The sequence below is a fragment of the Halalkalicoccus sp. CG83 genome (genome assembly GCF_037081715.1).
In the GTDB taxonomy this organism is placed as follows: domain Archaea; phylum Halobacteriota; class Halobacteria; order Halobacteriales; family Halalkalicoccaceae; genus Halalkalicoccus; species Halalkalicoccus ordinarius.
In genome coordinates this window covers 986963-1003758 of the sequence record NZ_JAZDDH010000001.1, presented here as the reverse complement: position 1 = coordinate 1003758, position 16796 = coordinate 986963, and the positions used below count along the sequence as shown (strand labels likewise).

The window sequence follows — 16796 nt, the reverse complement described above, 5'->3', positions numbered from 1 at the left end:
TACACACGGTGACGTGATAAAACGCTACTGAAGGACGCAATCCTACGGCCGACGGACTATACCGCTCGGGCCCCGCGAACCGCGTTCGAGGGAGTGGCGATCGCGACCTATCGGCGGTTCCACCGTGTGCCGTCGAGTCCGGACGACAGAGACAAGGTCCGCGGCGGTCATCGGTAGAGTGATCGATACGGATGGGAGAGAGAGGCGGCAAACCCTTCGTCTGTCCGCTCTGTGGCGAGCGGTTCGAGACCCAGCGGGAGCTGAAGGATCACGGGATGGGCCATCAGAACGGAGAGAAGGACGACGGATAGCCGTAACCGCCGGATCGTGTCGGCCGAAGGATCGACGGGGTGAGCCGGCGCGGACCGGTGCTATCCGACTCGGCCGATCCGGTCGGCGTAGCCGCGAACGATCTCGGACTCGCGATCGAGATAGGCGTTGGTCCAGACCGAGTCGGGATCGATCGGTCCGTCGAGCAGGTCGGTATCCGAGAGCATCGAGCCGAGCCGCCGCCACCGTTCTTCGCGGTGGGCCCCCCAGCCGTCCTCGCGGACGTGCTCGGTGAGTTGGAGGTCGTTCGCGGCGGCCTCGAACTTCCGCGTCTCGATCCACCGACGGCGCTCGAGCGTCGCGTTGCGCTCGATCAGCGCGTCGACCGCCGCGTCGGGGTCCTCCGTCGCCGCTGCCCACCCGCGGGCGGTCGCCCTGAGGAAGCCCCGGAGGGTCCCCGCGTTCTCGTTCGCGAACTCCGCGTTCGTCACGAGCGTCATCCCGTAGACGCCGAGGTACTCGCCGATCGGGAGCTCGTCGGCGATCCGGTCGTGCTCGCGCTCGAGCTCCAGTCCGTTGGTGACGACGCCGACCGCGGCGTCGACCGAGCCGTCGAGCAGCTTGTGCTGGACGCGGTGGTGCGTGTTGGGGTCGACGTCCAGCAGCTCGACCTCGTCGCGGACGCCGGCGTCCTCGAGGAACTGGGCGGCGAGGATGCGCGTCTTCGTCGCCGAGGGCGCGACCGTCCGCCCGGCGAGCTGTGTGGGGTCCTCGAGCGGCTCGCCGAAGACGTCTCGAAGGGTGTAGACCGCGGCCGGGGTCTTCTTCGTCACCGCCGCGACCGCGAGCGGCTCGAACCCCTCGCTCTGCTTGGCGAGGACGGCGCTCGCCCCGGCCAGCCCGACGTCGGCGCGGCCGCGTGCGGCCTGCTCGGCGGCGAACGGCGAGCCGTGGCCCTCGACGAACTGTACGTCGAGGCCCTCCTCCTCGTAGTAGCCCCGTGCCCGCGCGAGGAAGTACGGCGCCTGGAACCCGTTAGGCTCCCAGTTGAGCTGGAACGTGACCTCGTTCATGGGTCGACCTCCAGCCTGAACGTCCCCTCGGGGATGCGGTCGACGCCGAGCGCGTCGGCGCCGGCGACGTCGAGGAGGTGATCGAACAGCTGCTCCATCCCTTCGATCGTCTCGCGGTCCCAGTCGCGCACGACCATGTCGCGCCAGCCGTCCCGAACCGCCCGGACCACGGCGGGGTCGTCGTAGGTCATCAGCCTCTCGCCGACCGCCTCCCAGAGCTCGTCCTCCTCGACGAGACGGTCGACCACGTCGCGGTACGCCCCTCTGAACCCCTCGACCGTCTCGGGGTTCTCCGCGAGAAACTCCTCGCTCGTGAGGAACGTCGAGATCGGGAGGCGGTTGTCCGTGCCCGAGAGCCGCTGGACCAGCCGCGACACCGGTAACACCTCGTGGTACGGCCCCCGTTCGGTGATCTCGGGAACGATCGGCCAGAACTGGAGAATCGCGTCGACCTCGCCGTCGTGGAGCAGCTCGGTCAGCCCGACCTTCGAGCCGGCCTCGACCGGCGTGGCCTCGACGTCGGGGTCGAAGCCGTGGAACTCGCGACACGCCGCCCGCGCCAGGATCCAGTTCTTGTCGAGCCGGCGGACGACGCCGATCCGGTGGCCAGGGAGGTCCTCGAGTCCCTCGATCTCCGTGTCGTCGGGCGCGACGAGCCCCCCGACGGTCCGGCCGTAGGGGTGGATCGCGACGATCCCCGCACCCTCGGCGCGCTCGCGGGCGGTCGAGATGTAGTCGATGTCGATGAGGTCGGCGTCGCCGTCCTGGAGACGCGCCTCGACGGTCTCCATGCCGCCCTCGAGCGCGTCCGAGACGAGTTCGACGTCGAGGTGAAAGCCGTGCTCGTGATCGAGCCCCAGACGCTTCATCGTATAGAGCATGTACCGCGGACTACCGTTGTGTTCGAAACGCGCCCGCATGACGGGCAGTCCCTCTCGATCGTCGTGGACGGCGTCGATCGCCGCCTGTTGATCGGTGATGCTCATTGGACGGCCGGTCCCACGATCACGTCGACGTCGGCGGTCCCGTCGATGAGCTGTCGGCGCTTCATCCACTCGAGGTGGGCGCTCATCTCCTCGCGATCCGCGGGCTCGGGCGCCTCGTATCTCGGGACCTCGATCTCCCGGAGCAGCTCCCCGCGGTCGACCGCCTCGAACAGATCGGGCGCGACCTTCGCGTCCATCTCCAGCATCGAGAGGTAGTCGTCGCGAAAGGCGTCGGGTTCGTCGTTGATCGTCCGCACCGCCCGGTCGTACGCCCGCATGAACGCCTCGAGGGCCTCGCCCTCCAGGTCGGTCGCGCCGACGATCCCCATGTGGTTCTCGAACTCGAGGACGGGCTCGAAGCCGAGGTGTTCGGCGAGCGTGCTCTGGGGCTCGAGCAGCGAGATCGCCTCGCACTCCCCGTCGCGGAGCGCGCGCAGCCGGTCGGTGGGCATCCCCTGGTGTTCGATCGCCACGTCCTCCGGTGACATGTGCTCCTCGAGCGCCCGGACGACGGTGTACTCCTGTCCCGTCCGCTCGTTCACCCCGACGGGGACGTTCGCCAGATCCGCTGGCGACTCGATCCCGCTCTCGGGTCGGACGTAGACCGTGTAGGGCTGGTCGGCGAACGTCCCCTTCGCGACGACGTGGCCGTCGTTCATGTCCCAGGTCCGCTTGATCGACTCCCACTTACAGATCGGGTAGAGGTCGACGCCGTGATCTCCGGTGAGCGTCTCCTCGGCCGGGATGTACTTCCAGTCGACGTCCTCCCGGTCGCGCTCGACGAGTTCGACGTCGAGTCCCTCGTCTGCGAAGTAGCCTCGCTCGCTCGCGACCCGCTGGGGCAGCATGAACGAGAACGGGAGGTGGAACAGCCGTACCCTGGTATCGCCTGCCATACTACCGCCTGCGGGCGAACCCTAATAAACGTTAACGCTAAACCTTTATTAGTCGCCGCCACCACGCCGTTGCTACGTACACTCATGGAGCACGTTACCGAACCCGATCGGGAGTTCGACGAGGTCGTCGAGGGCGTCCGGCTCGCGGACCTCGCGACGGGTGCGCGGAGCTCGATGAAGTTCTGGCGCATCGAGCCCGGCGCGACGCTGCCGGCCCACCGCCACCACAACGAGCAGATCGGGTTCGTCGTCAGCGGCGTGCTCACCGCGGTTCTCGAGGACGAGGAGCGCGAACTCCGGCCGGGCGACTCCTACGCGTTCATGAGCGACGAGCTCCACGGCGCGGAGAACCGCGGCGACGAGCCGGCCGTCGGCGTCGGCGTCCTCAGCCCGCCGCGCTCCGAGCCCGACTGGGGAACGGCCGCTCGCGAGACCGAGACCAACGCCGAATCCGAGGTCGAACCCGGGCGGGCCGAGTCGGACGACTGAGACTATCCGTCGACCCGGCCGGGCGGGACGGTACCGTCGTCGCCCCATCCCCGCATCGAGTAGTACTCCGAGAGCGCCGCCTCGAACCCCGGCAGGTCGTAGGGCAGCGAGTCGTCGACGCGGTCGAAACCTCGCTCGTTGTTGAACCGCCGCTCCAGGTCCACGACCCGTTCCCCGACCGCGAGCAGCGCCTCGTAGTCGGCATCGAGCAGGGCGGCGAGCCGATCCTCGCTCACGACGTCGCGCGAGAACCGACAGACGATGGCCGAGTCGAGCAGAGCGTTGTGGTTCTCCTTTCTCACTAACCGTTCGGGCTTTCCCTCGAACCCCTCGGGATCGAACGCCGCGTCGGGGGAGACGAGGGGGTACTCGTGGGTGTACATGCTGCCGTAGAGGTGGTCCGCCCCCCGGTTGGCCGTCGCGAACGCGAGCGCCTGGCCGTTGAGCGCCCGGCCGTCGTGGGCGGCGAACTCCATCCCCTTGGCCGTCCAGTTCTCCACGCCGAGCTCCTCGTGGACGCGGTCGATCCCCTCGGCCAGCCGGTCGCCGATACCCTCGCGGTACGCGATCCGTTCGACCGTCTCGTGGACGAGATCGGCGTCGCCGAACCGGTCCTCGCTCGCGAGATACGCCGAGACGACGTCGCCACAGGAGATGGTGTCGAGCCCGAACTCGTCACAGAGGTCGTTCGACTTCATCACCGCCCGGATATCGCCGACGCCGGCGTTCGAGCCGAACGCCATCACCGTCTCGTACTCCGGTCCCTCGGTCTCGAGACCCGTTCTCTCGTCCCTGGTGGGGAGCTTGCACGCGAACGCACACTGCGAGCACGTCCCCTTCCCGACCTTCCTCGTCTCGACCGCGTCGCCGTCGATTTCACCGGCGCCCTCGAACGAGAGCTCGGAGAAGTAGCGCGTCGGAAGCGCCCCCACCTCGTTCGCGAACGCGGTCAGGCCGGCGGTCCCCTGGCGCTTCATCACGTGATCGGCGGTCGCCGCTTCGCGGTGGATCTCCGTCGCCGCGTCGGGAAGCTCGACCGATGGCTCGAGATCGCCGTCGAAGGTGATCGCCTTCACGTTCTTCGAGCCGAGCACGGCGCCCAGTCCGCCGCGACCGAACGTCCGGTGCTCGCTCGTCATGATCGAGGCGAACCTAACGAGATTCTCGCCCGCCGGCCCGACGCAGGCGACGTGCTCGGCGTCGAGGCCGTGGGTCTCGCGTACGTACTCGGTGACCTCGGAGACGAGCGCGCCCTCGAGTCCGGGCACCGGTTCGAACTCGACGCGGTCGTCGCGGACGTGGATCGCCGCGGGCTCGTCGCTCGCGCCGACGAGTTCGACGGCGGCGTAGCCCGTCGCGGCGAAGTTACGCGAGAGGAAGCCCCCGGCGTTCGAGGAGAGCAGCCCGCCCGTCAGCGGCGAGAGGGCGGTGGCGCTCATGCGGCCGGTGAAGCTCGTTCGCGAGGTCTGGAGCGGGCCCGTGGTGAGGAACAGCCGGTTCTCCTCTCCGAGGGGATCGGCGTCGAACGGGAGCCGGTCGTATGCGAGCTTCGTCCCGACCCCGCGTCCGCCGATGAAGGCCCCTAGAACGTCGCTACAGCCCGTCTCGTCGACGGTTCGGTCGCTCAGGTCCACCGTGAGCAGCGGTCCCTCGGCGTGGCGCATCGGCTCGACTGAGCGGCCGTCCGGGGATAAAGCTATCCCGGCCGCGACGTCGAGACCCCGGGAAACCCCTTTGTATCGACGTTCGTATCCCATCGTATGGACGCCGTTGACCACATCAACGTCGACGTCGACGATCTGGACGCCTGCTACGAGTTCTACCGGGATCGCCTCGAACTCGAACTGGTCCGGCCGCCCAGCGACTTCCAGGGCGAGCACGCGATGTTCCGGGCGGGCGAGACCGTCGTCACGCTCGCCGAGACCGGTCGGGCCGAGGGCTGGGACGAAACGGGTCTCGAGCACCCGCTCGATAAGGCACACGTCGCGTTCGCGACCGATCGGGACCGCTACGAGGCGTTAATCGAGATCCTCGACGATCAGTTCCCCAAACAGGGGCCGTACGACTGGGGCGAGTTCGAGGGGTTCTACTTCCTCGATCCGGACGGCAACCTCCTCGAGGTGATCACCTACGATCCCCTCCCGGCGGGCGTCGAGCGCGACCTGCTCACCCACGACGACGTGGAGTGAGCGTCAGGGGAACGGGAGGTCACCGCTCGCGCCCTCGCCGGTCCACTCGCCGTCCTCGACGTTTCGAGTCCCGGCCTCGTAACCGAACTCCCGCCAGAGTTCCGAGAGCGCCGGTTCGAGATCCTCTACGATCTCCGCGAACTCCCGGTCGGCGATCGAGGCGGTCACCGCCTCCGTGCTGTATCTGTCGACGCCGAGCGCGGGCGAGGACACCGACGACCGCTCGACAGGCCCGGGGTCGAGCCTCGCGTCCGACGCGTCCAGTACCGAGATCCACACGGACGCCGTCGCCGAGTAGCCCATGCTTCGGAGGTGCGCGAGCGCGTCCCGTATCGCGACGACGACGGCCGCGTCGAGTCCCGGGCGGTCGTCCTCGACGGAGGCACGCAGCGTCAGTCCGTCCGACTCGGAGAAGAGCCTGGTCGTCACCGACTCGTAGAGGCCGTCGTTCCGAAGCAGCGCGTACCCCCGATAAGCGAGCGAGTCGTCGTAGTCGTAGGCGACCTTCAGCTTCCCCCGGGCGTCCACCGCCGGCGAGCCGGATCCGGCGAGGACGCTCGGATCAGGGATGTCGGCCGTCGAGCGGGTCTTTCGCGTCGAGAACACCCCGTTCGGGACGACGTGGACCGCCACCGTCGGCCCCGGATCGAGGTCGGTGGCCTCCCCGCGGCGCTCCTGAATGGCGTTCAGCCGTTCGGCGAGGAGCTCCTCGAGGTTCGCCAGGTGGTCCGTGTCGAACCCCAAGTTCACGTCGAGGTGGTGTTTCGCCAGCCCCGGAACGTGGTTGTAGATCTCGCCGAGGAGGTCCTGGCGGTGGTAGAGCCTGAGCCGCCAGCCGTACTCCTCGGCGATCTCGTCCTCCATGTCGAACTCCTGCTGACCGCTGACGTCCTGGTTGGTGACGAACACGAAGAGGTGGTAGCGCTCGTCGCTCTCCTCCTCCAGTCGCTTCACCTCCTCTGCGTCCGATCGGAGCTGTTCCTGCCAGTCCTCGGCGACGCTCGCGTGGGCGATTCCGGACCGGACGCGCATCGCCACGCGGGCGTTCCAGTTCTCGAGCGCGTCCGAGACGCCGATCTCCCTGGTCCGGTAGCCCCGCGAGCGAAGGAACGCGGCGGCGAGGTCCTCGAAAGTCGCCTCGTCGACCGTATCGAGCGCGTAGTCGAGCTCGTTCATGGCGGACGTACGCCGATGACGGTAATCAATCCAATGTGGCGGCCCCTCGTCCCCGGTCGATCCCGAGTTCGCCATCGACCCGGTTCGGAGGGCGCTGTTCGTCAGTTGTCGACCACCGATAGAGGCAATTGTTGTTCATTATAAAACCACTATTACATAACGATCCTAAGATGTCCGTGGGTAATGTCACAAAGACACACACCGGAGCTCACGTCCGACGACCGACGGGAGCTGGCGTCGGCCTTCGGGTACGATCGGCCGACGGGCGGCGACGGTCCGACACTCGATGAGATCCGGGCGGAGGTGCGAACCGAGACCGCTCCGGAGCTCGTCTCGATGGGGGAGGCGATCCGGAGCGACCTCTCGGGGAAACTCGCCGGCGAGCTTCTGGAGGAGGCACTGGAGGAGATGCCGAGACGGTTCGAACGACTGGCGTCGATCCGCGAGGTCGGCGTCCCGCGGGGTGAGGAGGGTGCCGAGGAGCTCTATCGGGAGCTCCTCGATCCGTTCTGGCTCGTCTACGACCACCTCGAGGAGGTGGGGTTCTTCGAGAGCGTGGAGGCGAACCTGCCGGCGTTCACGCCCGAGCACGTCGAACACACCGCCCACGAACTCGTCCAGGCCGAGCCGCTGACAGAGGCGCTCGAGAAGTGTGGATTCGACGACCACGAGCGCACCGCGATGATGATGAACGTGGTGAACAACAACACGCGGCTCTCGCGGTGGACGCCGACCAGGGAGATCCCCGACGGCGTCGAGTTCAACGTCGACTACGTCCCGCCGCTGCACCAGCGCGCGATGGGCGGGGCCTTGCTGTGGCTCAACGCGCTCGACGAACACCTCTGGCGGAAGGAGATCCTGATCACGGAGACGATACTGGACGACGCCAACTGGCACGCCGAGGAGATGCTCGGCGGACTGTATCTGATGGCGCGGGCGGCTCGAGGGATCGCGGCGGGCGAGGAGGCCTCGCTCACGAACGCCCAGCTAACCGCGGCACTGACCGCCGGTGCGGCGACACTGATCGTCAGCCAGGAGGAGATGATGAAGGACGTCTTCTGGATCACCGAGGAGAAACGCGCGCCCAGCCGGGCGAGATAACGAACCAACGGAGAGGAGACACTACAATGGCAATCGAGGACGACAAGGCAATCAAGGCCGCGAGCGACACGATCGTCGAGGAGACCGAGCTGGGCTATCAGGTGTTCAACGCACCCGACGAGTCCGTTCTCCATCAGACCGATACCGACCGGATCCCCCGGTTCGACGTCACCCAGGAGATGCTCGACGAGTCCGGCGAGGACCCCGAGAGCTGGCTGATGTTCTCCAAGAACTACGAGGCCCACCGCTACACACCCTGCGACACCATCACGAAGGAGAACGTCGCTGACCTCGAGCTCGAGTACGAGATGGAGGTGGGAGCGAACTCCAGTATGGAGGGAAGCCCGCTGATCGTGCCGGGCGACCCGCCGATCATGTACCAGACCAACGGCCCGAGCCACGTGAAGGCGATCGACGCCCGCGAGGGGGAGGTGCTCTGGAGCTACACGTTCGCCGCTCCCGACGACGCGGTGCTGTGCTGTGACGACAACAACCGCGGCGTCGCGGTCTGGAACGACAAGATCTACATGACGTCGCTGGATTCAGGGGTGCAGGCGCTCGACCGGTACACCGGCGAGGAGGTGTGGTACGCGAGCACCGCGGACCACAAGGAGGGGTACTCGGCGACGTGGGCACCGATCGTCTGGAACGGGATGCTCTTTACGGGCAGCGCGGGCGGCGAGTTCGGCGTCCGGGGCTTCCACTGCGCGTTCGACGCCGAGACCGGCGAGGAGCTCTGGCGGCTCAACAACTGCCCCGAGGAGGAGTACGTCGGCGACAGCATCAAGCAGTCCGGCGGGACCAACTGGATGACGGCGACGTTCGACCCCGAACGCGAACTGCTCTACTACAACGTCGGCAACCCCAGCCCGGACTTCAACGGGACCGTCCGACCGGGCCCGAACCGCAACACCTGCTCGACGCTCTGTGTCGATCCCCACTCCGGCGAGATCCAGTGGGTCCACCAGGAGTCCGCCCACGACATCTGGGACTACGACTCGGCCCACCAGCGGATGATCATCCGCGACCTGGAGATCGACCACCTCGATCTGAAGCAGGACGTCGTCTACAACGGCGGGAAGACCTCCTGGACCTACACGATGGACCCCGACACCGGGAAGCTCCTCGTGCGGGGCCAGCCCATGACCCAGCAGGTCAACATGATGACGATGGTCCCCCACGTCGAGGAGGAACGCGACTACGTCATGTTGCCGGGGCTGCTCGGCGGCCACGACTGGCAGCCGCCGGCCTACTCCCCGGAGACTGGCCTCTGCTATCATAAGACGCTCAACACGCCCCACGAGATCTACTGGCGAAACGAGGAGTACAACCCCGGCGAGAAGTTCTGGGGCGGGATCGTCGACGTCGAACCCGACGAGGAGCTGATCCCCGACGAGTACAACGGCCACATCAGCGCGATCGTCGCCGTCGACCCCGCGACGGGGAAGGTGGCGTGGCGCGACTGGATCGACAGCGACCGTTACCTCTGGGGCGGGACGATGACCACCGCGACCGGCCTGCTGTTCGCCGGCACGCAGAACGGGAACATGATCGCGTACAACGGCGAGAACGGCGAGCGTCTCTGGGAGTTCGACGTCAGCGACAAGGCCGTCAGCGGCGACCCGGTGAGCTGGTACGATCCCGGCACCGAGAAGCAGTACGTCGCGATCCAGGTCGGCGGCAGCGGGTTCGTCGGCCGCGGGCCTCGCGGGGACCGGCTCGTGGTGTTCTCGCTCGGCGAGTGACGATCCAGCCGGCCCCGTCGGTCCGCGCGAACGTTCGTCTCACGTCCTCGGAGCCGGTCGGCGGAGTCGAGGGATGAGCGATCACGAATCGCTCGAACGGCTGGTGAGCGACGACCCCGACGTGATCGCCGACCACGCCGAGCGGCTGTACCGACGTCTGGACGCGACCGACACCCACGATCGGGTCGACGCCGGCAGGGCGCTTCGGACGGCGGCCCGACACGATCCCCGGCTCGTCGAGCCGCATTCGGACGCGCTGATCGCGCTGCTCGCCGACCCGCACGGCTCGCTTCGCCTGTCGGGCGCCGTCGGCCTCGCCGAACTGGCCGAGGCGACCCCTACGTCGGTCGTGAGGGCGGTACCGGAGCTGACCGCGCTGCTCGCGGACGACGCACCGGCGGTTCGGATGGCCGCGATCCGCGGGCTGGCCCGGATCGGCGAGCGGTTTCCCGGGGCCGTCTCGGTCGCCGACGAACCCGCCGCGGCGCTCTCTTCGGCGGCCAGCCCGCGGATCAGAACCGCCGTCCTCTCGGTGTTCGCCGCCGCGGTCCTCGCCGATCCCGCCCGGTTCCCCGAGACGGTCGGGGCCTACGAGCGCGCGCTCGACGACGACGACCCTCGGGTCCGCCGGTGTGCCGCCTCGGCGGTCGCGTCGGTCGCGAGAGTCGATCCGACGGCGCTTGAATCACCCGAACGGACGCTCGAACGGATCGAGCGGATCGAACGGCGGACCGACGCCCAACCCTGGAACCACGACGGGAAGACGACGAAGGCCGCACGGACGCTCCGTTCGGTGGTCGAGGACGACACGTAGACTCGAGTCGGTCGGAACCCCCGGTTCACCCCCGGTTCTGGGCGACGTCCCGCACGTACTCCATCCTGATCGCGCCACAGACGATTCGGACCTCGTCGCTCCTCGGCCGGCAGGTGCACGTCAGGCGCATTCCGCGTTCCTCGACCTCCTCGTCCTCCAGAAACAGGTTCACGTCCATCTCCGCCTCGCCCTCCTTGAGGACGGCGGTGCACATCGCACACGATCCCGACCGGCACTGAAACGGCCACTTCAGGTCGTTCTCCTCGGCGGTCCGGAGCAGGGACTCGTTGCGGTCGGCCTCGATGACGCCGTACTCGCTCTTCTCGAGGTCGGCGGCAGCGGCCTTCTCGAAGAGGTCGTCGTCCTCGAGGTCCCAGCCGTTCTCCTCGATCGTCCGGTAGTCGAGGTACTCGACGGTCGACGGCGGCCGGTCCTCGGCCTCCGATTCGGCGTGCGATCGGACCGCCGGGAGCTCGATGTCCATGCATCCGTGAACGACGCTAACACACATATACCTGAGGGACGATGATGTACGATACGCGGATGGTGCTCGGCCGGCAGCGAGCGTCCGGCGCCGACACGGGATCGGCGTCCTGCGGCCGGCCCGCGTCACGATCACCGGATCGGACCCCCTGGTGGGATCGAACGGGGCGGTGACCGACAGCTCGCAGGCGCCGGTAACGCTCGTCTCGAACGCCGAGCCCGCCGATGCGGGCATCGGAACATCTATGTTAACATGCGACGTGGATGGGACAGTACCGTTCATGGATCGAGACCTGAAACGAACGCTGTTGAGAGCTCTCGACGAACGCGAGGACACGTCGGTCTCCTCGCTCGCGGAGGCGATCGAGGCACATCCGATCACGACCGACCAGCGCTGTTACGAACTCCAGCAGGAGGGGTACATCCGTCAGACGTCGGCAGGGGTCTACGTCCTCACCGACTCCGGCGAGGAGTACCTGAACACCCTCACGGAGTGAGGTACGAACGGAAGGACGAACGACCCGTCGCTGGAATCGCTCCACTACACGAGCGACGCCGACGCCCGTCGCCGCGTCGCGCGTTCGACGGTGAGGGCCGTCGTCGGACGAGCGGGACCGAACGCGTGTATAAAATTCCCATGAACCCGACTACCCGAACGATAACAATTATTAGTTATCGGGGTGGGTGAACAGTCGATGGTCGAGGAAGCGATCGAGTCGTTCGTCGAGTCACAGGGGCTGTGGTTCGCGTTTCTGGTGCTGGCGACGGGCGGGGTGATGCTCCTGGCGTTCATCGAGAAACTGATCAGCTATCTGACGAGGGCGGCGTTGGGACTCGGCGTCTCGGTCTTCTCGCTGGCGATACTTTTCACCGGGTTCGAGTTCGACGACACGATCCTAGCGCTGGTGTTCGCCTCCGGCGGACTGGAGGACGTCGCCCTCGGCACGGCGCTGGGTACCGCGCTGGCGATCGTCGGGATCACGCTGGCGCTCGCGGCGATCGTCCAGCCGTTCTCCGTCGACGTTCCCCGTGACTACCTCGTATTGCTCGTCGTCTCGCCGCTGGTGCTCCTGCCGCTCGTCCTGCTGGGAACCCTCACCGTGATCCACGGGATCGGGCTGCTCGTCCTGTTCTTCGCGTTTCTCGCCTACGTCGTCTACATGGAGCACCGCCGAAACGTGCCGGTGTTCCGTGACACCGACGTCATCGAACGCGTCGAGACCGACGGCGGCGTCGAAACCGACGAGGTGATCGAAGCCGACGGCGGCATCGCGGCCCACGACCGGATCGAGCCGATCCTCGAGGACGAGTTCGTCGCCCACCGAACGTACGCCGGCTACGTCTGGATCGGTCTGGCCGTCGTCGCGCTCGCCGGCGTCGTCCTCGGTTCGATCCTGATCGAGGTCGGTTCGGAGGTCGTCGTCGAGGAGACCGGCATGGAGGAGACCGTCTTCGGCGCCACCGTCATCACGCTGCTGCTGACCTTCGAGAACGTCCTCCTCACCCTGGAGCCGGTCCGACGCGGGTTCCCCGAGATCGGCATCGGCCACGTGATCGGCAGCGTCGTGTTCTCGGTGACGGGAAACATCGGATTCGTCCTGCTGTTGGCCGATCTGGAGATCGGCACGAGCGTGCTCTACTTCCATCTCCCGGCACTGTTGGTCCTCACCGCCCTCGGAGCGTACTTCGTGGGAACGCGACGGTTACGCCGACGGCACGGCGTCCTCCTGGGGGGACTGTACGTCGTCTACTGGCTCGTCGCCGTGTTCGTCCTCGGCGGCGTTCCGATCGCCGGCTGACCGGTTCGACGCATCGTACCGTCGTTCCCCTCCGTCGCACGGACGACCCGATCGACGCGCCCTGATGGGGTCTCGCGGACGGGTACGATCAGAGGTAGTTCGCGAGCCAGTAACCGACGTAGAGCGCGAGGAGCGCCGTCCCGCCGAGGCGTCCGACGCGTCCTCGATAGAACATCGCCACGACCAGCACGAGCGAGAGCGCGAAGAACGGCCAGTGAACGGTCATGACGGCTCCGCCGGTGTCGATGGGACGGATCAGCGCGATCAGACCGGCGTTGGCGGTGACGTAGAACAGCGTGCTACCGACGACGTTGCCGACCGCGATCTCCGGGCGGCCCTTCCGGACCGGTTCGACCGTCAGGAGCAGCTCCTCGAGCGAGGCGATGAAGCTCATTACCGTCGCGCCGAAGGCGAGCCCCGACAGGTCGAACGCGTTCAACACTCCCTCGGCGCCCGCGACCGCGATGGCGGAACCGACGGTCATGAGGACGGTCGCGCCGAGCGCCACGCCGAGGTGATACCAGCCGGCGCGCGTCCCGGTCGCGGCCTCGCTCTCGTCGACCTCCTCCCCGGACTCCTCGTCGAGGCCGATCACCTCCTCGACCTCCTCGGCGACCATGTATCGCGTCTCCGTCCGCCGTTCGAGCGCGTAGATCAGGAACAGCAACGGGAGAAACGAGAGCGAGAGCAGGAGACCGTCGGTCCACGTTAGCGTCCCGGTCAGGGATAGCACCGCCATCGGAACCGGTACCGAGAGCGAGAGCAGGAGGTACGACCGCGGCACCCTCGTCTCGAAGGGCACGAGAACGCCGGCGACGCCGACGGCGACCGTGAGAACGAAGACGGCCTCGCCGAACACGGTTCCGAGCGCGAGATCGGAGAGGTCGCCGTACGCCGCCGTGATCCCGAGGATCGCGTTCTCGAGGTCCACGCCCGCGAGCACCACGGCCAGGAGGAAGCCCGATACGCCGAGCGACACCGCGCTCCGAGCCACCGCCTCGACGAACCGTTCGACGCTCCAGACGACCAGTGCTATCCCGGCGAGAAACAGCGCCACGGCGACGACGGTGGATACGTCCACCCGTGACGAATGACCCACGATCGGTAAAAAGACCACCCATTCGGCGTCTCGAACTCTCGGGACGGCGAGCGCCACCGCGCGCCGACGGACGAGGGACGATCGAAAGCGGCGGGTGATACCACTCAGCAGGGCAGTTAAGTAGGAGTATCACGATAGTCGGTGTATGTCATCGAGCCTTCCTAACATCAAGGTCGGGCGGGACGCGGAGGCGGACATGGACCCCGAGGAGCTGCCGACGTACACGGTGGAGTACCTCAACTACCAGGCGATCGCCGAACGCGAGTGGGAGATCGACGACGACGACCTCTTCGAGAAGGCTGCCGAGGCCGACCTGGAGGAGACCGACCACGGACGTTTCGAGATCAACGGGACGCGCTACCTCCTCGACGCCGCGGAGGACGAGGGCCACGAATGGCCCTTCGAGTGTCGCGCGGCCTCGTGTGCGAACTGTACGGCCATCCTCAAGGAGGGAGAGCTGGAGATGGACATGGATCTGATCCTCACGGACGAGGAGGTCGAGGAACGGAACATCTACCTGACCTGCCAGAGCATCCCGGTCAGCGACGAGGTCAAGATCGTCTACAACGCCATGTATCTCGACTACCTCCAGGACCGCGTCATCGGCGTGCGAGAAGTGTAGCGCCGATCGCCCGTCGAGTCCAACCGTTCAGTCGTTCGACAGCTCCTCGATCGCCTCCTGGAGGCGCTGATCGGCCGACGCGCTCATCACCAGCTGATCGTTCTGATATTGCTTCACCTCGGAGACGTCGATCTCGACGTCGTCGGACTCCGAGACCGCGTCGATGAGCGACGTCAGGAGCAGCGTCTGTACCTCGAGGCGGTTCTCGAGCGCGTTCATCTTGGTGAACGTCCGTTCCGCGAACGCGGTGAGCGACTCCGAGAACTCCGAGATGTTCGCCTCGTTCTGTTTGAGCCGTCGCTCGCCCAGGCTTATTCGCGCGAAGTTCTCCACCTCCGTCAGCTCGTCCTCCAACTCCTCGACGCGGTCCTCGAGCTCCCCCGTTCGGCGCGCGATCAGTTCCTCGATCTGGTAGTCGACCGTCGATTCGCCCTCCTCGCCCGTCTCGACCGTCAGCCCGTCCTTGGAAGACATACGAGCACAATTACCACGATTCGTCATATAGCTTTGGCCGCCCCTCGTCGCTTCGTTCGCGTTCGACGGCGCAGGAGGGCGGGTCAGTCGTTGGCCGAGGGCGTATCGGCCCGTTCGTTCGCCTGGAGGATGAACGTCCGCTCCGGCGGCGGGACGATGCGCAGTTCCACCGTACGGACGAGCCGGTAGTACTTGCGGTTGCCCTGATGGTAGTGTTCGACCAGGTCGGCCTCCTCTAGCGTCGAGAGGTGGTGGACGGCCGTCTTTCCGTCCATTCCCACGGCCTCGGTGAGTTCGGAGACGTACTTCGGTCCGTGGGAGAGCTCCCGGACGATCTTCAGTCGAGGCGTACTCCCCAGCACGTCGATCAGGGACACGAACGAGCCATCGTGTCGGTTAGTCATAGACGTTACTACTCTCCCACGCCCGCGACGGGGACCGGGATTAATGGTAGCGTGGATGGTACCGAGGACCATGGCGGAGGACATCGACTTCCCGGACAAGGGGACCGAGCACCGAAAGACGATCACCAGCGGCTTCTTCGAGCGCGAGGTCCACCTCTCGCGAGAGGAGACGGCGGCGTTCCTCCGTCATCTCGCGGACGGGATCGAGGACGACACACGGATCACGGTCTCGGGAGAGGACTGGGAGATCCCGTTCGCCTACCGCGAGCCCATCGAGGTCGAGGTCGAGTTCTCGAAACAGCGCGAGGGCGAGTTGGAGATCGAAGTCGAGTTCACCGAGGCGCACGACGGCGGCGCGAGCGGCCTCGACGTGAGCTGATCGTGTACTACTTCGGCCTGTATCACTGGCGCGAACGGTCACGCTCGTTGCTGCTCGCGCTCTGTGGGCTGGCGCTCGCCGCGGTCCTCCGGCGCAGTCCGGTTCGCGGCGCTCGCTTCCTCGGGCTGTTCGTGGCGCTCGGCTCGGTCGATCGTGCGAGTCGCCCGCTCTCGAAGCTGCTCCGGCCGGCGCCGTGGACGCTCGAACGCTACAAGTACGACGCGCTCGTCGCCGAACTCCCTCTCGAAGGGGCGAGTACCGTCCTCGACGTCGGTTGCGGGACTGGACGGTCGCTCGTCGGGCTCGCACCGCGGATCCCCGATGGCTGTACGGTCGTCGGCCTCGACGTCTTCGACGATCGCGTCATCCTGGGCAACGCACCGCTGCTCGCGCGGCGAAACGCCCGCGAGGCGGGAGTCGACGTAACGCCCGTCAAGGGAGACGCCGCCCGGATGCCGGTGGCGACCGACACGCAGGACGTCGTGACGGCCTGTCGGGTTCTCCACGACCTGCCCGCCGAGGACGTCGGACCGGCGCTTCGGGAGGCCCACCGCGTCTGTGCGCCCGGGGGAACCCTCGGCGTGCTCGAACTGCCCATCGTCCCCGACGGCGTCGACGATCCGGAGGCGTACTGGCGCTCCCGCGTCGCCGAGGCGGGGTTCTCGGTCGAACGGACGAAAGAAGTCGAACGACCCGGTGGCGACGAACCCTACGTCCTCGTCGTCGCGGAGCCGTCGCCGTCGGGATGGTGAGTCGGCGGTGCGGACGGGCCGTTCGCGTATCTGTACACCGGCCGA

The 16796-nt window shown here is 67.0% G+C and carries 20 protein-coding genes; 11 read left to right on the top strand and 9 right to left on the bottom strand.

The genetic code is table 11. From position 1 onward, the window contains the following. Positions 1 to 191 precede the first annotated feature (191 nt). Positions 192 to 311 carry a C2H2-type zinc finger protein gene (locus V0Z78_RS05175; RefSeq protein ID WP_336343560.1) on the top strand — a complete coding sequence of 40 codons (120 nt, stop codon included), beginning with the start codon at positions 192 to 194 and terminating at the stop codon, positions 309 to 311. Between the two features lie 60 nt (positions 312 to 371). Here V0Z78_RS05175 and V0Z78_RS05170 read toward each other — a convergent pair whose 3' ends face one another. From V0Z78_RS05170 to V0Z78_RS05160, 3 genes are read right to left on the bottom strand one after another with little or no spacing between them, the layout of a single operon-like run. Next, positions 372 to 1343, bottom strand: coding sequence for an ABC transporter substrate-binding protein (locus V0Z78_RS05170; protein WP_336343559.1), 972 nt, complete (start codon positions 1341 to 1343; stop codon positions 372 to 374). Next, positions 1340 to 2329 (bottom strand): ABC transporter substrate-binding protein, encoded by a 990-nt coding sequence (locus V0Z78_RS05165; protein ID WP_336343558.1) that lies wholly within the window; start codon positions 2327 to 2329, stop codon positions 1340 to 1342. Before V0Z78_RS05165 ends, V0Z78_RS05170 begins: the two co-directional genes overlap by 4 nt. Next, positions 2326 to 3225 carry an ABC transporter substrate-binding protein gene (locus V0Z78_RS05160; RefSeq protein ID WP_336343557.1) on the bottom strand — a complete coding sequence of 300 codons (900 nt, stop codon included), beginning with the start codon at positions 3223 to 3225 and terminating at the stop codon, positions 2326 to 2328. Before V0Z78_RS05160 ends, V0Z78_RS05165 begins: the two co-directional genes overlap by 4 nt. 84 nt (positions 3226 to 3309) lie before the next feature. On the opposite strand from V0Z78_RS05160, the gene V0Z78_RS05155 reads away from it, so the two are divergent. Then, positions 3310 to 3714 (top strand): cupin domain-containing protein, encoded by a 405-nt coding sequence (locus V0Z78_RS05155; protein ID WP_336343556.1) that lies wholly within the window; start codon positions 3310 to 3312, stop codon positions 3712 to 3714. Positions 3715 to 3716: 2 nt separating this feature from the next. On the opposite strand, the gene V0Z78_RS05150 is transcribed toward V0Z78_RS05155, so the two are convergent. Continuing rightward, entirely contained in the window at positions 3717 to 5378 is a 1662-nt protein-coding gene (locus V0Z78_RS05150) for an aldehyde ferredoxin oxidoreductase family protein (protein WP_336343555.1), read from the bottom strand. Between the two features lie 96 nt (positions 5379 to 5474). Here V0Z78_RS05150 and V0Z78_RS05145 point away from each other — a divergent pair, with 96 nt between their 5' ends. Then, positions 5475 to 5903 (top strand): VOC family protein, encoded by a 429-nt coding sequence (locus V0Z78_RS05145; protein WP_336343554.1) that lies wholly within the window; start codon positions 5475 to 5477, stop codon positions 5901 to 5903. Between the two features lie 3 nt (positions 5904 to 5906). Here the strand turns inward: V0Z78_RS05145 and V0Z78_RS05140 are convergent, their stop codons facing one another. Then, positions 5907 to 7079: a hypothetical protein gene (locus tag V0Z78_RS05140; RefSeq protein WP_336343553.1), complete on the bottom strand. Its 1173-nt coding sequence runs from the start codon at positions 7077 to 7079 to the stop codon at positions 5907 to 5909. Between the two features lie 183 nt (positions 7080 to 7262). Here V0Z78_RS05140 and V0Z78_RS05135 point away from each other — a divergent pair, with 183 nt between their 5' ends. The 3 genes from V0Z78_RS05135 to V0Z78_RS05125 all read left to right on the top strand — a co-directional run bounded on the left by V0Z78_RS05135 (position 7263) and on the right by V0Z78_RS05125 (position 10739). After that, on the top strand, positions 7263 to 8180 hold the full coding sequence (locus tag V0Z78_RS05135) for a hypothetical protein (RefSeq protein ID WP_336343552.1): 918 nt from the start codon (positions 7263 to 7265) through the stop codon (positions 8178 to 8180). Positions 8181 to 8206: 26 nt separating this feature from the next. After that, positions 8207 to 9925 carry a pyrroloquinoline quinone-dependent dehydrogenase gene (locus V0Z78_RS05130; protein WP_336343551.1) on the top strand — a complete coding sequence of 573 codons (1719 nt, stop codon included), beginning with the start codon at positions 8207 to 8209 and terminating at the stop codon, positions 9923 to 9925. 73 nt (positions 9926 to 9998) lie between these two features. Next, positions 9999 to 10739, top strand: coding sequence for a HEAT repeat domain-containing protein (locus V0Z78_RS05125; protein ID WP_336343550.1), 741 nt, complete (start codon positions 9999 to 10001; stop codon positions 10737 to 10739). A 25-nt stretch (positions 10740 to 10764) separates the two neighbouring features. On the opposite strand, the gene fer (V0Z78_RS05120) is transcribed toward V0Z78_RS05125, so the two are convergent. Further along, positions 10765 to 11223, bottom strand: coding sequence for a ferredoxin Fer (gene fer / locus V0Z78_RS05120; RefSeq protein ID WP_336343549.1), 459 nt, complete (start codon positions 11221 to 11223; stop codon positions 10765 to 10767). A gap of 169 nt (positions 11224 to 11392) precedes the next feature. Between fer (V0Z78_RS05120) and V0Z78_RS05115 the strand changes: the two genes are divergently transcribed. Together V0Z78_RS05115 and V0Z78_RS05110 are read left to right on the top strand one after the other, a co-directional pair. Further along, a complete protein-coding gene (locus tag V0Z78_RS05115; protein ID WP_336343548.1) occupies positions 11393 to 11719 on the top strand; it encodes a hypothetical protein in 327 nt (108 codons plus the stop codon). 198 nt (positions 11720 to 11917) lie between these two features. Further along, complete coding sequence (locus tag V0Z78_RS05110) at positions 11918 to 13021, top strand: sodium:calcium antiporter (RefSeq protein ID WP_336343547.1); 1104 nt, start codon at positions 11918 to 11920, stop codon at positions 13019 to 13021. Between the two features lie 88 nt (positions 13022 to 13109). Here the strand turns inward: V0Z78_RS05110 and V0Z78_RS05105 are convergent, their stop codons facing one another. Next, positions 13110 to 14102, bottom strand: coding sequence for a sodium:calcium antiporter (locus tag V0Z78_RS05105; protein WP_336343546.1), 993 nt, complete (start codon positions 14100 to 14102; stop codon positions 13110 to 13112). Between the two features lie 214 nt (positions 14103 to 14316). Here V0Z78_RS05105 and fer (V0Z78_RS05100) point away from each other — a divergent pair, with 214 nt between their 5' ends. After that, the gene (gene fer / locus V0Z78_RS05100) at positions 14317 to 14742 is read left to right on the top strand and encodes a ferredoxin Fer (protein ID WP_409338723.1); all 426 of its coding nucleotides are present in this window, start codon (positions 14317 to 14319) and stop codon (positions 14740 to 14742) included. Between the two features lie 27 nt (positions 14743 to 14769). Here fer (V0Z78_RS05100) and V0Z78_RS05095 read toward each other — a convergent pair whose 3' ends face one another. Together V0Z78_RS05095 and V0Z78_RS05090 are read right to left on the bottom strand one after the other, a co-directional pair. Continuing rightward, positions 14770 to 15216, bottom strand: a complete 447-nt coding sequence (locus tag V0Z78_RS05095) for a hypothetical protein (protein ID WP_336343545.1) — start codon at positions 15214 to 15216, stop codon at positions 14770 to 14772. A gap of 83 nt (positions 15217 to 15299) precedes the next feature. Beyond that, the gene (locus tag V0Z78_RS05090) at positions 15300 to 15593 is read right to left on the bottom strand and encodes an ArsR/SmtB family transcription factor (protein ID WP_336343544.1); all 294 of its coding nucleotides are present in this window, start codon (positions 15591 to 15593) and stop codon (positions 15300 to 15302) included. A 97-nt stretch (positions 15594 to 15690) separates the two neighbouring features. On the opposite strand from V0Z78_RS05090, the gene V0Z78_RS05085 reads away from it, so the two are divergent. Further along, positions 15691 to 15999, top strand: a complete 309-nt coding sequence (locus V0Z78_RS05085; protein ID WP_336343543.1) for an amphi-Trp domain-containing protein — start codon at positions 15691 to 15693, stop codon at positions 15997 to 15999. 2 nt (positions 16000 to 16001) lie between these two features. Beyond that, complete coding sequence (locus V0Z78_RS05080) at positions 16002 to 16751, top strand: class I SAM-dependent methyltransferase (protein ID WP_336343542.1); 750 nt, start codon at positions 16002 to 16004, stop codon at positions 16749 to 16751. Positions 16752 to 16796 lie beyond the last annotated feature (45 nt).

Bases quoted from the DNA above. Each gene is read 5' to 3' on its own strand.
- fer (WP_409338723.1), top strand. From the start codon at position 14,317: ATGGACCCCGAGGAGCTGCCGACGTACACGGTGGAGTACCTCAACTAC.
- fer (WP_336343549.1), bottom strand. From the start codon at position 11,223: ATGGACATCGAGCTCCCGGCGGTCCGATCGCACGCCGAATCGGAGGCC.
- V0Z78_RS05140 (WP_336343553.1), bottom strand. From the start codon at position 7,079: ATGAACGAGCTCGACTACGCGCTCGATACGGTCGACGAGGCGACTTTC.
- V0Z78_RS05145 (WP_336343554.1), top strand. From the start codon at position 5,475: ATGGACGCCGTTGACCACATCAACGTCGACGTCGACGATCTGGACGCC.
- V0Z78_RS05170 (WP_336343559.1), bottom strand. From the start codon at position 1,343: ATGAACGAGGTCACGTTCCAGCTCAACTGGGAGCCTAACGGGTTCCAG.
- V0Z78_RS05125 (WP_336343550.1), top strand. From the start codon at position 9,999: ATGAGCGATCACGAATCGCTCGAACGGCTGGTGAGCGACGACCCCGAC.
- V0Z78_RS05165 (WP_336343558.1), bottom strand. From the start codon at position 2,329: ATGAGCATCACCGATCAACAGGCGGCGATCGACGCCGTCCACGACGAT.
- V0Z78_RS05150 (WP_336343555.1), bottom strand. From the start codon at position 5,378: ATGCGCCACGCCGAGGGACCGCTGCTCACGGTGGACCTGAGCGACCGA.
- V0Z78_RS05085 (WP_336343543.1), top strand. From the start codon at position 15,691: ATGGCGGAGGACATCGACTTCCCGGACAAGGGGACCGAGCACCGAAAG.
- V0Z78_RS05135 (WP_336343552.1), top strand. From the start codon at position 7,263: ATGTCACAAAGACACACACCGGAGCTCACGTCCGACGACCGACGGGAG.
- V0Z78_RS05155 (WP_336343556.1), top strand. From the start codon at position 3,310: ATGGAGCACGTTACCGAACCCGATCGGGAGTTCGACGAGGTCGTCGAG.
- V0Z78_RS05095 (WP_336343545.1), bottom strand. From the start codon at position 15,216: ATGTCTTCCAAGGACGGGCTGACGGTCGAGACGGGCGAGGAGGGCGAA.
- V0Z78_RS05175 (WP_336343560.1), top strand. From the start codon at position 192: ATGGGAGAGAGAGGCGGCAAACCCTTCGTCTGTCCGCTCTGTGGCGAG.
- V0Z78_RS05110 (WP_336343547.1), top strand. From the start codon at position 11,918: ATGGTCGAGGAAGCGATCGAGTCGTTCGTCGAGTCACAGGGGCTGTGG.
- V0Z78_RS05160 (WP_336343557.1), bottom strand. From the start codon at position 3,225: ATGGCAGGCGATACCAGGGTACGGCTGTTCCACCTCCCGTTCTCGTTC.
- V0Z78_RS05130 (WP_336343551.1), top strand. From the start codon at position 8,207: ATGGCAATCGAGGACGACAAGGCAATCAAGGCCGCGAGCGACACGATC.